The sequence below is a fragment of the Prevotella sp. genome, from assembly GCF_051059605.1.
Classification (GTDB): domain Bacteria; phylum Bacteroidota; class Bacteroidia; order Bacteroidales; family Bacteroidaceae; genus Prevotella.
In genome coordinates, this window is the sequence record NZ_CP050883.1 from 3335058 (window position 1) to 3350742 (window position 15685).

Here is a 15685-nt window from a genome sequence, read left to right on the forward strand (position 1 = left end):
TATGTCACTGCGTTTTTGTTTTGTTGATATTGCTTTCCATTATGTCGATCAAACGTTTACGTTTCTACGATATAAAGTTTCCATTCCTACGATATAAAGTTTGCGTTTCTACGATCAAACGTTTTCGTTATATCGATCAAACGTCTGCGTTTCTACGATAAAACGCAATTATTGGTGGTTAAAATAATTATTAAGTAAATATATTTTACCACTTCGTTATTTGCGATAATCTTGCTTTCCGTTTAGCAATAGCTCGGAATTTCTCAATAGTTTACAAAAAGGTGGATGATAGTGGATGATAGTGGAGGTTAACCTCCACCGATAAATGATTATCCACCAGTTGCTTATATGATGCGTGGAGGTTTTTTGTCTGTTTTAAACTTTCTGGAGTATTTTTATTTTCTGGTAATTTTGTATGTAATAAAATATTTGCATCATAAATGCTGTAAATCGTGCAAAACGGCCTATTCTCCCGCAGATAAATGCAATAGCTTGAACTACATGTTTTCACGCAGAGTAAATAATACATGAAACGGCATTATCTCTCGCAGATATCGCTAATCACGCAGACAACCCCCAAAAAACCACACTAATAACTAACTGTCTTTCTCTGCGAAATAATGCAGCCTGCTGCATTCATTTGCGAGATCTGCGTTATCTGCGAGAGAATAACACGCAAGAGTACTCAATCTATTACCAAAGAAGAAACCCCAATGTCTCTCGCAGATTACGCAGATTACGCAGACTAAATGCATTATGAACTATAACTCCACTATGTGGAACCTGTCTTTTGTCTGCGTGATCAGCGAAATCTGCGGGAGAATATGCCGTTCACACATCCCGAACATGATAACCACCAAAACAGTATAACATATTTCTGTGTGAGAAAATAAATCACGTGATGGGTTTATAAAAGGTTTTTACATAATAAAAGGAAACAAATGCAATCTTTATTTACTCGAATGGCCGAAAACTATTTCCAAGCATACTGCGTTCATAATTTACTTTTTACAGCAGTATTTTCACTGTGTGCGATACCAGTAAACTATTTCGGCGTTTGTTCTTCATTCATCCCATCCATTTTAATATAATTTTAGCTTTTTGTTAACTAATAATTAGTATGCTAATATTATTTTTCGTAATTTTGTAGCGAATTCAGGGATATTATTATTATCCGAATTGTAAGAGTAGTGATTATTCTCGTGTGTTTTTAATAACAACGACCTTATATATATATTAGTTGGATGTAAATAACTTAAGGCTGGATTAATTGAATATCATAGGCGCGCATTTTTTCAGACTAGATTTAATCATATATATACGCTTCACTATTTCTTCATCACGGTTCGGATCGTGCGTTACCCCTTATACCACTTGACATTTGCCAAGGGGGAGGGATTTTTATATCCCAAACTAAAAATTCTAATAAAAAAAACATCATAATAAATTATATGAAAAGAATTCTTTTTTGCTTATTACTATCAGTTCTCTCTCTTGGTTCATTTGCCCAGATGAGTGATAGTCAAGTAATAAGCATGTATCAGCGTGAGACAAAAGCAGGAACCTCGCAGGGACAGATTGTAACCAAACTCATGCAGAGTGGTGTCAATATTGACCAGATTCGTCGTATCCGTAGCCAGTATTCATCTTCGCAATCAGCAAGTAAGAATGCAGCCACAGCTGATGGAAGTATCCGTAAAAGTAATGAAAACTCTAAACAAGAACTCACATCCCAGAATGTAGACTTGGATAATACTTCTCAGGGTAAGGCTGAAACCCAGTATGTTCAAGTGAAGCGAAGTATTGATGAGACTACTGACGACAAGACTACCGCTGACGGAAAAGAAGTGCTAACTCCTGATGGTAGAAAGGTATTTGGTAGAGATATCTTTAATAACAAACTTTTAAGTTTTGAGCCTAACATGAATATCGCTACACCAACTAATTATATGATTGGTGCTGGTGATCAGGTTGTTATCGAAATTTATGGAGCATCACAAAAAAGCCTTACTCTTACCGTTTCTCCTGAGGGAACGGTAACTGTTCCTGGTTATGGCCCTATATACATAAGTGGAATGAGTGTTGGTGCAGCCAATGCAAAAATACGCTCAACATTAGGTTCTAGATATAGCAGTAGCCAGATCAAGACATCTGTAGGTCAGACACGCACAATTCTTGTCAATGTGATGGGTGAGGTAAAGGTTCCTGGAACTTATACCGTGAGTGCTTTCGCAAGTGTATTCCATGCTCTTTATATGGCTGGTGGAATTAATGGTCTAGGAACTCTTCGTAATATCAAGGTATTCCGCAATGGTAGTTTGGCTACTGTTGTCGATGTATATGACTATATCCTCAATGGTCGCCTCACTGGTAACATTCGTCTTCGTGACAATGATGTCATCGTTGTCGGACCATACGACTGTCTTGTTGATGTAGGCGGTTCTGTAAAGCGTCCAATGACCTATGAAATGCGCAAGAATGAGAGCGTAGCCTCATTGTTGAGATATGCTGGTGGTTTTGCCGGTGATGCTTATAAGAAATCTGTCAGATTGCTCCGTGCCACAGGCAATGAGAAGTCCGTATTCAATATCAATGAGTTTGATATGAGCAACTTCAAGATTGCCGATGGTGATAATGTTGCTGTAGACAAGATACTCGATCGTTATGAGAATATGGTCGAGGTCAAGGGCGCAGTATTCCGTCCAGGACTTTATCAGTTAGGCAATGATGTAAATAGCATTCGCTCACTCATTCGCCATGCCGAGGGCGTTACCGAGGATGCCTATACCGATCATGCCGTTTTGCAGCGCATGAAGCCAGACCGTACGTTGGAAGTAATTCCTGTTGATATCACAGGAATTATGAAAGGTAATGTAGCTGATCTTCCTTTGAAGAATGAGGATGTGCTCTTTATCCCTACAAGAGCCGAGCTAACTTCTGCTCGCACAATCACCATTAACGGTGAAGTGCAGTTCCCAGGCACATACAAGTATGCTGATAATGAGACGATAGAAGATTTTATCATGCAAGCCGGTGGTCTCACCGATGCAGCTTCTATCGCTAAGGTTGATGTTGCTCGCCGTATCGTAGATCCTTCGGCAACAACATCTTCAAAAGAGATAGCTCAGACATTCTCGCTCACGTTGAAGAATGGTTTTGTGATTGATGGAAGAAAAGGCTTTGTCTTAGAACCTTTTGACCAGGTTTATGTTCGCCGCAGTCCAGGTTATCAGGAACAGCGCAATGTAACTATTGAAGGTGAAGCTGTATTCCCAGGCTCTTACACGCTAAACACTAAGAATATGCGACTCAGCGAACTAGTTAAATCTGCTGGTGGTTTGACAACAGAGGCTTATGGCCGTGGTGCACGCATTGAGCGCAAGATGACAGCTGATGAGAAAGCTCGTGCTCAGAAAGTTTTGTATTATGCAGAACAGCAGAATGCTGATGATAAGGATTCTGTAAAGATTTCCAAACTTGATTTGTCCGATACCTACAATGTTGGTATAGAACTTAATAAGGCTATTGCTGATCCTGGTAGTGATTATGACATTGTTCTTCGTACAGGTGATAAACTAATTATACCAGAATATAACGGAACGGTTAAGATTAGTGGTGACGTGATGTATCCAAACACTGTTGCCTTTGAAACAGGTAAGGGATTAAAACATTACATTAATCAGGCAGGTGGCTTTGGCACACATGCCAAGAAGAGCAAGGCCTTTATTGTCTATCAGAATGGTACTATTAGCAAAGCTGGTCGCAACAAAGTAAGACCAGGTTGTGAGATTATTGTTCCTACCAAGTCTAAGAGCAATGTTTCTCTTAGAGATATCGTAGGAATCGGAACAAGCATTGCTTCACTAGCTACAATGGTGGCAACAATATCATATCTAATCAAATAAGTATTATGGACGAGTTGAAAAACGAAAATATAAACGAACCAGAATTAGATCAAGAAGAGGAATCTTCGATAGATTATAAGGCGATATTTGCAGCCCTTTGGAAGCATAAATTATTATATGTGATTGTGCTTCCCTTGGTATTTATCATCGGGGCTATATATGCCAAGTCGTTGCCAAAGTTCTATCAGTGCCAGGTAACTCTGGCACCTGAGCTTGGAAATTCTGGTGGTTCTGCTGGCGGTTTAAAATCACTTGCCTCCTCTTTAGGCTACAGAATGGGCAGTAGTAATAAAGGAGATGTGGATGCCATTACCCCGACACTCTATCCTGACTTGATGAATTCTGTAGATTTCAAAACAAGTCTTTTCAATGTGAAGGTGCATCGTATGGATAGCAGCAGGGTGATGACCTATTATGATTATCTTCTTTATTATCAGAAGTCACCATGGTGGTCAAAGATGTTCAGTACGCCAGATACAATAAAGCATGAAAAGTTGAATCCTTTTATGTTAACAAAAAGGCAGACGGCAATATTTAAAGTTATCAATGCCAATGTCGTTTGTGATGTTGATGATAAAACGGGAGTAATCACCATCAATGTTACCGATCAGGATCCTTTGATAGCTGCTACAATGGCAGACTCTGTTCAGTCGCGTCTTCAGACATTTATTACTGAGTATCGTACAAGCAAGGCACGTAATGACCTTGAGAATACTAAGAAACTGTGCATGGAAGCTAAACGTCGTTACGAAAAGGTACGCCAGCAATATGGAGCATTCAGTGATGCCAATCAGGAACTAATTTTGGAGAGTGTACGTAGCAAGCAGGAAGACTTAGAAAATGATATGCAACTCCAGTTCAATACCTATAATGCCTTAGCGTCTAATCTCCAAGATGCTTATGCCAAGGTACAGGCTGTAACTCCTGCCTTTACTACTTTGCAGAGTGCCACCGTGCCAATAAAGAAAACTGGACCTCACGGAACACGCATCGTACTCGTATTCCTAGTTTTAGGTTTCTTAGCCACAACTGTATATGCACTATACAAAGAAGGTGAACTCAAAAAACTAGTTGGAATGTAATTCTGTCCACTATACCAACCATGTTTTTATTTCGTCTGCCTCGCTGTCTGCGAAAATGTCATGAATAGTAATTGACTGTTATTGTGGCAGAAGTCAATATTATATGAATCTCTTACTGATAATAATGGGCATATATTCAGCAAACAAGCTAAAAAATAATGCAAGATAACAATATATCTAACGATAATAAAAGAATAGCAAAAAATACGGCATACCTTTATGTAAGGATGTTTGTGACTATGATAGTAGCACTTTACACATCCCGTATAGTGTTGCGTACTTTGGGTGCATCAGATTTTGGCCTTTATAATGTTGTTGGTGGTATCATTACAATGTTTTCAATGTTCAGTGGGACACTAGCTTCTGGCACACAAAGATTCCTGACATTTGCAATGGGTGAAAGTAATTTCACTAAATTGAAAACTACCTTTTCTTTAGCTTTAGGGTTGCATATTGTTGTGTCATTAATTCTTTTAGTGTTAGCGCAGACTATAGGTTTGTGGTTTCTCAATACTCAGATGAACATACCTGAAGGTCGCGAGGTAGCTGCATTTTGGGTTTATCAGTTCTCTATTTTAGCATTCATTGTTAGTATTATACAGATTCCATTTATGTCATGTATAATTGCACATGAACGTATGGACATGTATGCATATATGAGCATATACGATGTTGCTATGAAATTGCTGATTGTAATTATTTTGCAGTTTCTTTCGTGCGATAAACTTATATTGTATGCTTTAATGATATTGATAGTTAATCTTACTTCTATGCTGATTTATAATTTCTATTGTAGAAAGAATTTTAATGAATGTACATGGAAAGTAAGGTGGAATAAACAACTAGCTGTTAAGATAATATCATTCAGCGGTTGGAATATATTTGGCAGTTCTGTTGGCTTTGCGAATGGTCAAGGTATAAACATCTTGTTAAATATATTTTGTGGTACTATAGTAAATGCAGCACGTGGTATCTCCGTTATTATCTGTAACTTTGTTAGCCAGTTTGTTAATAATTTCCAGACAGCTGTAAATCCTCAGCTAATAAAAATGTTTGCAGCCAAGGAGTATGAAAAAATGTATAGTCTCACTGTTAATAGCTGTCGCATAAATGGTTATCTTTTTCTAATGATAGCAATACCAGCCGGTATAGAGATAAAGTTCCTCCTTAAGTTGTGGCTTGGTGAATATCCACAATATACAGAGGTTTTTGTTCAGATTATACTTTTACAGGCACTTCTTAATACGCTTGATAGACCATTGATTACTCATATCCACGCAGCTGGGAAGATGAAGATGCCTAATATAACTGGTGGAATAGCTTTGTTGATGGTGCTGCCTATTAGTTATGCTCTACTTAAGCTGGGCTATAGTCCAATAGTAGTAGCATGGGCGAATTCGTTAATATGGATATGTGATAACATCAATGCCATTTATTGGCCTCATAAATATACGGGAATACCAGTTAAGCTTATTCTCATTCAGATCTATGGTAATATAATCTTTGGAGGTTTAATTATGTTGCTAATTCCGTATTTAGTTTCTACTACAATGAAAGAGGGGCTTACTCGTTTCTTTATTGTTGGATTTGTTAGTGTGGTTACATCTACTGCTGTTATTTATTTTTGGGGTATGACGTCTGGTATGAAATGTCTGGTGTTAAGCAAGTTACATATAAAGGAATAATGATGGGAAAATTAGGAAAGCTTAAAGAGACTCTTTCAAATCTTAGAAAGTATCTTCGTCAAGGTGGCGTCGTTTATTGCAATGTAACGATATCTGCTCCAGAACAGAGACTTGCTGGGATGACAGCTCTTGTTACAGGGGGTACAAGTGGAATCGGTTTAGCTATCGCCCGACGTTTCAAAGCCGAAGGGGCTAAAGTAATAATTACTGGTCGTAATTTTGAAAAATTAAAAAAAGTGAGCAGTGATATTTTTGAATATACAGTGCTTGATATCTCTGATGTTGAAAATATTAATGAAAATATGAAACGTGTTATCTCAAAATTTGGTTTCATCGACATATTTGTTAATAATGCTGGAATCTTTGAAAGTGCATCCTGGGAACAAATTACTCCTAATATGTACGATAAAGTATTGAATACAAACACTCGTGGATTATTCTTTATGTGTCAGGAAGAAGGGAAATACTTCGTTTCAACTAATAGGCACGGCAAAATTATTAATATATGTTCAGTTGCTGGTATCAAGTCAGGCTTTGATCCTTATTCTATATCTAAGTGGGGATCTGTTTGTATTACAAAAGGCTTCGCTAAGGAAATGGTTAAGCATAATGTTATTGTTAATGGTATAGCTCCTGGAAATGTAGTAACAAACATTCATGATGGTGTTCGTGGTAAAGATATAAATAATAATGCTTATATAGATTCACACTTAACTAAACGATATACTCTTGTTGAGGAGATAGCAGAAACAGCAGCTATGCTAGCAAGCAATGCTTCAAATAATATATTAGGACAGGTTATCACTGTTGATGGTGGATGGACAGTAGTCTAATTATAAATAATAAAGATTGTATGTATTTCCGAGTGACAGATTATATAATAGGGCATAGTAATTGGTATAAAAAACAATTTGAGGATGCAGAACGTATTAAGAAAGCGCCTCATAATCTTGATGTTATTAATTTTGGAAGTAATCCTGCTAAGTACGGAATTGATTATTGTGAGTGTGGTATGAATGGATATAACTTTGCTATTGGACCTCAAACGATAGAATTTGACTATACAATGCTTCAGAACTATCATACTTATTTACGCCCTGACGGGCCAAGGTTATTGTTATTATTATTATTCTGTCCATTTAATACTTGCAAAGATTTTTATACGGAGCATGATGGCACTGTGTATAAGAATATACGCTATTATCCAATCTTGGATAAGGAATATATTCCTAATTATGATGATTTTCTCTATGACCGCTTTATAGTTCATCCATCGAAATTAGGTCTAAAATCATTATATCATGCTCTTCGTCATCGACATGGCTATAATGCTACATTTGATATTAATTGCAATAGATTATCAGCTGAAGAAATGAAGTGCGATGCTAAAAATCGTATCGCAGACTGGAAGAGTGAGTTTTTCTTGGATGATCTCACTCCAGATAATCTTTCTGATTTAGTTATTAAGTCCCTTGTTTACAATAGTGACATTATTGTTAAAATAAAGGCTTTCTGCGATGACCATAATATTAATGTTAAAATTGTTGTTCCTCCATTGTCAAAGGAACTAAGTGATACAATTCCTCAGAATTTTCGTGAAAAATGTTTTTATTCAATTATTCGAGATAAGAATATTCCTATATATGATTATGCAGACGATAAGGAATTAAGTAATAATGACAACTTTCTTAATTCTTTGTTTCTTAACAAAAAAGGTCGTGTCAAATTTACTAATAGAGTAATTGCTGATATATTAAAGAAAAACAATGATTAATATTCAAAAGAAAGAAGATTGTTGTGGATGTAATGCTTGTGAAGATATATGTCCAAAAGACGCTATTACATTTAAAACAGATAATGAAGGCTTTTGGTATCCAGAAGTTGATTTATGTAAGTGTATAGATTGTCATTTGTGTGAAAAGGTTTGCCCGATATTGTCTACGGCTAATAATATTGTTAGGTACGATGTTCCTAAAGTTTTTGCAGCATATTCTAAAGATGAAATTATTCGCCTTGATAGTACTTCTGGTGGTATTCATTCTATGCTTTCTAATGCAATTTATGCTCGTAATGGATATGTAGGTGGTGCTGTATATAATTCGGATCATACGGTATCCCATATTGTTTCTTCTGATAAGTTAATGCTTTCTAAAATTCGCAGTTCTAAGTATCTGCAGAGTAGCCTTGATGGTCAATATAAAGAAATAAAGACATTACTAAAGGGCGGTAAGGAAGTTTTCTATTGTGGTGCACCTTGTCAAATACAAGCTTTATACAAGTTTTTAAATAAGGAATATGAGAATCTTACTACTTGTGACTTTATTTGCCGTGGTGTGAATTCACCAAAGGTTTTCCTTTCGTATATGGAAATGCTAAAGAAAAGATATGGTCAAAAAGTAACAGAGATTAAGTTTAAAAATAAAAAATGGGGATGGCATAATTTTTCAATGCGTGTAAATTTTGAAAATGGAGAGGAATATTGTAAAGATCGCAATAATGATTATTTCTTCATAGGATACCTTAAGTATGGAAACTTTTGCCGCCCTTCATGTTATGATTGTAAATTCAAAGGATTCCCACAGAAAGCAGATATAACTCTTGCTGATTTCTGGGGTATTGAAAAACTTGACAAAAGCATGGATCAGGACAAAGGAACTTCGCTTGTTATGATTAACTCCTATAAAGGAATGGCCTTGTTTGATTCGATCAAGGAGAATATTGTCTGGAAAGAGTTTACTCTTGATGACGCTAAGGCCGGAAATCCTGCACTTGAAGGTTCTTTGAAGGCTGTACGTAATGATAGGACTGTATTCTTTGATGCACTCGATAAATATCCTTTTGATTTAGTCGCAAAAAAATACTTTCCATTGCCTACATTTAAAAATAATCTTAAGAATAAAACTTATTATTATCTCCATAAGGGTAAGCAAATATATGACTTAATTCTTGATTACGGTTTTTCATTCCAGTCATGGATTACGTTCTTTAAATGCAATTTTTTCTCTCGTCAGATTATAAGTGATGTTCGTCTTCCTATTCTTAATCATAAGAAATGTATCGTTCAATTGGAAAAAGGTGCTAAGATTAAAGTGAAGAAAGGGCGACTTACAATTGGTGTTCGTCAGGTTAGAAAGTCTCTTCAACAAACAAGGGTGCTTGTTGAAGAAAATGGAATTCTTACAATTGATGGAAATTTTTCGGTTTATGAAGGTACATATATACGCATAGTTAGAAATGGACATCTAATCCTTCATGACGGTTTCTTTAATGAAAACGTGCAAATTATTTGTGGTGATACAATCGAAATTGGTTCTGATTGTACCATTGGACGTGATGTGGTTATCAGATCATTTGATGGTCATACGATTATACGTGATGGTTATAAAATCTCAGAACCGATAAAAATTGGTGATCATGTTTGGATAGGTCAGGGTGCTTCTGTTCTGAAAGGTGTTACTATTGGTAATGGCGCAATTATTGCAGCTGGTGCTGTAGTAACTAAAGATGTTCCCGCACATTCTGTTGTAGGTGGAGTTCCTGCAAAAAACATTTCTGAGAATATTGAATGGAAATAATAACTTGTTCTTTTTTCTGAAATATCATCCCAAGAGTTCTTTTAAAATATAATTTTATTCGAATGAAAATAGGAATTATAACATATCCACCACGATTTAATTATGGAGCCATATTGCAGTCATATGCATTAGAAAAAGTATTAGCACGATTAGGTCATGATGCGTGGATAGTTCAAAGTAAACCTCAAAGCAAACTTTTGACATTTAACCTCTTAATTAAATATTTCGGTCGCATTATTAAACGCTATATTCTTAATAAAGGAAATACTGTCCTTAAGGAAAAGAAAAATAATGAAGATTTTAAAGTAATAACTCAAAGGACTTGGAAATTTGTAGAAACTCATACAAAACAATATTATACGACAAAGGATTTTATAATAAAAAAGGGAGATTTTGATTGTCTAGTAGTGGGGAGTGACCAAATATGGCGTGCTAAATATTTTCCGAATATTGAAAGGAATTATTTAGATTACGCTAGTAGGTGGAAAATAAAAAAAATTGCCTATGCTCCCTCTTTTGGAGTAGACAACTGGGAATATTCTGACAAACAGACAGCACACTGTAAAAAGTTAATTAAAAATTTTTTAGCTGTCTCTGTTCGAGAAGAAAGTGGTATCTTACTTGCTAAGGAGCATTTTGAAATAGATGCAGAATTTGTTCTTGATCCAACGATGTTGCTTTCTAAAGAAGATTACATTAAAATAATAAAGGAAGATTATGATTATGATATAAATTTAGCCTTGTCTAGTTATGTATTAGATGAGGATGAAAATAATCATAATCTACTCTCTCACATTGCTAAGGATAAAAATATGGATATATTCAAGATGATTGGAGACCCGACTAGAATCCATGTTCCTGCAGAGCATAAAGTTCTCCCGTCTTTTGGAACTTGGTTGAATATGTTTAATAGGTCAAAGTTCCTTTTTACAGATTCTTTTCATGGAACCGTGTTTGCTATAATATTCAATCTTCCTTTTGTGGTTTATGGGAATACAGAAAGAGGATTGTCAAGAATAAATAGTTTACTTCATTTATTTAATCTTGAAAATAGATTAATTAATACCATTGAGGATTACGATAAAATAAAAAATACTATAATAGACTGGCATAATGTTAACATTATAAAGGAAGGGATGGTTAAACAATCAATATCATTCTTAACTAAAGCTTTAAATGATTAATATGACAAAATTAGTATATATAGGTTTTGCCTTTCAGCATCACAAAGGATTACATGCAGGGTATCATCATATTAAGGATCACTTACCTTACGACAAGATTATTGATGGTCAGAAAGAACTGGAACGATGGAGTAATCCAAACATATCTATTGTTGATCGAATAATTAGAAAGATATTTCAAAAAATAATCAAGACCCAATTGCCGTTTACTTATGTGAGAGCATTATTTTACGCAATGTTTCATAAAAATTGTGTTTTTCATTTTATTTATGGAGAAAATATCTATAGTAATTTCTGCCATCGGCTTATGCTTAACAATAAAACCGTAATTACACTACATCAACCTTTCTATTGGTTCAATAATGATTTGTGGTTAAGGCGGCTTAGGTCTATTGATGAGGTTATACTCATGAGCAATAAAGAAGTTGATAAATTTATCACAACAACGGGAAAAGATAATGTATTATTCATACCACATGGTATTGATACTGATTTTTATGCACCAGATGAAAAAATACAAAAAAGTAATTGCATTTTGATGGTCGGTAATTGGTTGCGCGACTTTAAGTTTGCTAATACCGTGTTCTGTAAACTATTGAATGAGGATGAAACATTACAAATCAATGTAGTCACAAACAAAGAAAATTTTAAGTATTTTACTTCTAAAAGTAGAATTCATTTAATGTCTGGTATAAGTGACATAGAACTAAGAAATTTATATCGTGTCAGTAAGGTGTTATTTTTACCGTTAATTGAATATACTGCAAATAATGCATTTTTGGAAGCAGTATCTACAGGATGTCCAGTTATTATAGCTACTGATAAACCTGATTACTCATATCTAAAGAAAAACATGATTGATGTAATTCCATTGAATATATCTCTTGTTGTAGACTATTTAAGTAATGATGTTTTTAAGACAGCTAATAGAAATTCCGTAATAAGAACTTTTAGTTGGAAGACAATCGGCAATCTTTCAAAACGTAAATTATTGGGTTCATTTAATGATAAGTTATAAATTGTCGCTTTGTTTGGAATTGTGTAAATTATGGCGTTTTGTAAAAAGAATTAAGTTTTGTTTGCCATATTACTGTTTTACCCCCTCTTTCTTTAATTGAAATTTGAGGAGAAGCCGAATCCATGAATATTTTTTTATTAAATAAAGAATAGAAGATTAAAATAATTTAATATGGACAATAAATTTGATGTCATAATTCCTGTCGGAATAAAAGATGTTATGCTTGTTACGACAAACGTAGTATATATAAATAAAAATATTAAACCTCAATATATATATATAATTACATCTTTAAATAATTTCAATAAAATTAAAACAAAAAAATTACCGGATAATGTAATTCTGTTGAATGAAGATGAAATTTGCAAAGACATAACTTATGAAAAAGTAGATAAATTGATAAAATGCAAATATGGTAAATCTTATTCTGGCGGTTGGTTTTTTCAGCAATTTCTTAAAATTTCATTTGCTCAGACAAAGTATGCAAAAAAATATTATTTAGCATGGGATGCAGATACTATACCAATAAATAGAATAACTTTCTTTGATGATGATAAAATCCTTATAAATCCAAAGAAAGAGTATAATAAATCATATTTCTTAATGATAAAAGATTTGTTGAATATTGATAGACAAGTTGATTATTCTTTCATATCAGAACATCTTATGTTCGATACTTATATTATGAATGAGATGATTCAAACCATAAGTTATAGATTAGACGGAGGACTTTCTATATATGATAGAATACTTTCCCTTTTGCAGAAAGATAATTTTAACTGTTTCTCTGAATATGAAACATATGGTAATTATATGGCTTTAAATTATCCAGATAATTTTAAATTACGTCAATTACGCACATTTAGAAGTTGTGCCAAATTCTATGGGAGAAATTTGAATAAGAGAAATGACATAAATGACTTAAGTTTGGATTTTGACTCAATATCTCTTGAATTACGTGATATGAAGAATTCGCCTATATTGTATATACGTTTAAATTATTATTGCATTAAATTAATGCATTTTTTTAGAAAATAAAGTATAACCAGATGATAAAAGTTCTTTGGCTAAGTGGTAATTCTGCTATGTATGCAAATCGTAATAATTCTTACAATGGAGGTGGATGGATTTATACATTGCAGAAACAAATTCTCTGTGGGGGAAATATAAAATTATCTTTGGCATTTCCTTGGAATGAAGATGTAGAGGATTTTGATACTAATTGTACTTACTATGGTATAAAAAGGCCTCATCTTTATCTATTTAATAAGACGTATAAAGAAAAGAGAATAAAAAATAGAATTAGCGAAATTCTAAGCAAAACGAAACCAGATATAATACATGTTTGGGGGACAGAAGAATTCTTAGGGCTTGTTTGTGATATTACGGATATACCTGTAGTTATTCATATACAAGGTATTCTTGGACCTATTTATAATGCATGGCTGCCAAATGGTATGTCTTGGTTAAAATTATTCTTTCTATCTCCGAAGAATATGTATATACGTGCTGTTTATAAATATTTTGTTAAAAGAGAAACTCTTATAATGCAAAAATGCGGATATTTCATAGGTCGTACGAACTGGGATAAAAGCATCAGTAAGTTTATTTCTCCCAAATCTACATATTTTTATTGTAGCGAAATGCTTAGGTCAGAAATATATAACTCCTCTAAAATATGGAAATATAAAAAAAATAGAAAGACGCGAACTATCATTTCTATAATATCTTCTGGCTTATATAAAGGTGCTGATGTTATATTGAAAGTTGCAAAACTTTTAAACACTTATTCTGATACTTTTTATGAATGGCATATCTATGGAATTTCAACATTGAAAGATATCGAAAGAATAACCCATATAAATTCTAGAGATGTAAATGTTATGCCGATGGGGGTTATTAATGCGTCACAGTTAATAGATAAAATTGCGGATGCAGATTTATTTGCCCATTTTTCTTATATAGAAAATAGTTCTAATGCTGTTTGTGAAGCCCAATTATTAGGTATACCAATTGTTGCAACCAATGTTGGAGGAATGTCTTCATTGATAAAAAATAATGTTGATGGGATTTTGGCACCATCAAATGATCCATATGTGTTATCTTCTATAATTAATAGTCTTGTCTCTGATGAGGATACAAGTATGTCTTTGGGATGTGAAGGGCGTAAAGTTGCTCTTACAAGGCATAATCCAGATAAAATCACAAATGATATACTTTCTATTTATAATTCCATCATAATAAAAAAATAAAGTCTACTTTAGATGAATAAACAGCTATCAAATAAAATTGCTAATGCTAATGTATTCCTAACAATTCTTATTGTTATGCTACATTTTGGTTATGCGAATAATAGAATTTTATCATATATAACAGACATGGCTGTTCCTTGTTTCTTTTCTATTTCTTCATTCTTGTATTTTTGGAGTTTTGATTGGAACTCACCAAGTAATTCATATTTATATAAGTTAAAAAGTAGATTTAAGTCTGTTGTAATTCCTTTCATTATTTTCAATATTATAGCATATGCCGTTTTTGTTGTAATTAGATATTATAAAGATGGAATTTTTACATTTGATGATTTTAGTTTGCGCAAAATTTGGCTTAACCAATTTGATATGCCAACATGGTATTTAAAGACATTATATCAATTTGTTATTGTTGCTCCAGTTATTGGATATATTATAAAAAAGTCGAAATATTCAATATTATTTTTCTTTTTTTCTTTACCTATAGGTGTAAAATTTCATTACGGAAATTTATTGTTTTTTTTACCAAGTATAATATTAGGTTCATATATATCAATGTATTATAAGCGTATTTCTTCTGTTTTGTATGAAAAGAAAGATATGCTTAAAATATTAATACCGGTGTCTATAATAATAATAATTGTACTATTTTTGATATTTGAGTATAATCAAGATAAAAAACAGTTTCTGTACTATATATATAGACAGGTGTCGCCAATTTTTATAATTATAATATATTTGAAAATTAACATTATTCCTGATAGATTATATAGATTAATTAAACCATATACTTTTTTTATTTTTTGTAGCCATTGGATGATTTTTAATATCATTAACGCTATATTTTTAAATAAACATCCATTTTCAATTTTTTCTTTTTTCTTGATGGAGTTAGTTTTTACATTTTCTATATTAATATTATTAGGATATATTCTCAAGGTAAAAAATAATCCAATATGGCAAGTAATTAATGGTGGAAGGTGATAA

General features: G+C 33.4%; 11 protein-coding genes. All 11 read left to right on the plus strand.

What is annotated here, in order from left to right; all coding sequences use genetic code 11:
• The first annotated feature begins 1451 nt into the window (after positions 1-1451).
• The 11 genes from HEQ28_RS12925 to HEQ28_RS12975 all read left to right on the plus strand — a co-directional run bounded on the left by HEQ28_RS12925 (position 1452) and on the right by HEQ28_RS12975 (position 15682).
• Positions 1452-3905, plus strand: coding sequence for an SLBB domain-containing protein (locus tag HEQ28_RS12925; protein ID WP_434503061.1), 2454 nt, complete (start codon positions 1452-1454; stop codon positions 3903-3905).
• Between the two features lie 5 nt (positions 3906-3910).
• Positions 3911-4987: a Wzz/FepE/Etk N-terminal domain-containing protein gene (locus tag HEQ28_RS12930; RefSeq protein WP_434503063.1), complete on the plus strand. Its 1077-nt coding sequence runs from the start codon at positions 3911-3913 to the stop codon at positions 4985-4987.
• 158 nt (positions 4988-5145) lie between these two features.
• Positions 5146-6672, plus strand: coding sequence for a lipopolysaccharide biosynthesis protein (locus tag HEQ28_RS12935; RefSeq protein ID WP_434503065.1), 1527 nt, complete (start codon positions 5146-5148; stop codon positions 6670-6672).
• Positions 6672-7505 carry an SDR family NAD(P)-dependent oxidoreductase gene (locus HEQ28_RS12940; protein WP_434503067.1) on the plus strand — a complete coding sequence of 278 codons (834 nt, stop codon included), beginning with the start codon at positions 6672-6674 and terminating at the stop codon, positions 7503-7505. Before HEQ28_RS12935 ends, HEQ28_RS12940 begins: the two co-directional genes overlap by 1 nt.
• Before the next feature lie 20 nt (positions 7506-7525).
• Positions 7526-8446: a hypothetical protein gene (locus HEQ28_RS12945; RefSeq protein ID WP_434503069.1), complete on the plus strand. Its 921-nt coding sequence runs from the start codon at positions 7526-7528 to the stop codon at positions 8444-8446.
• Positions 8439-10247, plus strand: coding sequence for a Coenzyme F420 hydrogenase/dehydrogenase, beta subunit C-terminal domain (locus tag HEQ28_RS12950; protein WP_434503070.1), 1809 nt, complete (start codon positions 8439-8441; stop codon positions 10245-10247). Before HEQ28_RS12945 ends, HEQ28_RS12950 begins: the two co-directional genes overlap by 8 nt.
• A 62-nt stretch (positions 10248-10309) precedes the next feature.
• Positions 10310-11431 (plus strand): polysaccharide pyruvyl transferase family protein, encoded by a 1122-nt coding sequence (locus tag HEQ28_RS12955; RefSeq protein ID WP_434503072.1) that lies wholly within the window; start codon positions 10310-10312, stop codon positions 11429-11431.
• Position 11432: 1 nt separating this feature from the next.
• On the plus strand, positions 11433-12449 hold the full coding sequence (locus tag HEQ28_RS12960) for a glycosyltransferase (protein WP_434503074.1): 1017 nt from the start codon (positions 11433-11435) through the stop codon (positions 12447-12449).
• Between the two features lie 171 nt (positions 12450-12620).
• Positions 12621-13487: a DUF6492 family protein gene (locus HEQ28_RS12965; RefSeq protein ID WP_434503076.1), complete on the plus strand. Its 867-nt coding sequence runs from the start codon at positions 12621-12623 to the stop codon at positions 13485-13487.
• An 11-nt stretch (positions 13488-13498) separates the two neighbouring features.
• Positions 13499-14701, plus strand: a complete 1203-nt coding sequence (locus tag HEQ28_RS12970; protein WP_434503078.1) for a glycosyltransferase family 4 protein — start codon at positions 13499-13501, stop codon at positions 14699-14701.
• 12 nt (positions 14702-14713) lie between these two features.
• Entirely contained in the window at positions 14714-15682 is a 969-nt protein-coding gene (locus tag HEQ28_RS12975) for an acyltransferase family protein (RefSeq protein WP_434503080.1), read from the plus strand.
• The last annotated feature ends 3 nt before the right edge of the window (positions 15683-15685 follow it).

What these genes read in the sequence shown, in the direction of transcription:
- HEQ28_RS12925 (WP_434503061.1), top strand. Translation starts at nt 1,452, where the DNA reads ATGAAAAGAATTCTTTTTTGCTTATTACTATCAGTTCTCTCTCTTGGT.
- HEQ28_RS12930 (WP_434503063.1), top strand. Translation starts at nt 3,911, where the DNA reads ATGGACGAGTTGAAAAACGAAAATATAAACGAACCAGAATTAGATCAA.
- HEQ28_RS12935 (WP_434503065.1), top strand. Translation starts at nt 5,146, where the DNA reads ATGCAAGATAACAATATATCTAACGATAATAAAAGAATAGCAAAAAAT.
- HEQ28_RS12940 (WP_434503067.1), top strand. Translation starts at nt 6,672, where the DNA reads ATGATGGGAAAATTAGGAAAGCTTAAAGAGACTCTTTCAAATCTTAGA.
- HEQ28_RS12945 (WP_434503069.1), top strand. Translation starts at nt 7,526, where the DNA reads ATGTATTTCCGAGTGACAGATTATATAATAGGGCATAGTAATTGGTAT.
- HEQ28_RS12950 (WP_434503070.1), top strand. Translation starts at nt 8,439, where the DNA reads ATGATTAATATTCAAAAGAAAGAAGATTGTTGTGGATGTAATGCTTGT.
- HEQ28_RS12955 (WP_434503072.1), top strand. Translation starts at nt 10,310, where the DNA reads ATGAAAATAGGAATTATAACATATCCACCACGATTTAATTATGGAGCC.
- HEQ28_RS12960 (WP_434503074.1), top strand. Translation starts at nt 11,433, where the DNA reads ATGACAAAATTAGTATATATAGGTTTTGCCTTTCAGCATCACAAAGGA.
- HEQ28_RS12965 (WP_434503076.1), top strand. Translation starts at nt 12,621, where the DNA reads ATGGACAATAAATTTGATGTCATAATTCCTGTCGGAATAAAAGATGTT.
- HEQ28_RS12970 (WP_434503078.1), top strand. Translation starts at nt 13,499, where the DNA reads ATGATAAAAGTTCTTTGGCTAAGTGGTAATTCTGCTATGTATGCAAAT.
- HEQ28_RS12975 (WP_434503080.1), top strand. Translation starts at nt 14,714, where the DNA reads ATGAATAAACAGCTATCAAATAAAATTGCTAATGCTAATGTATTCCTA.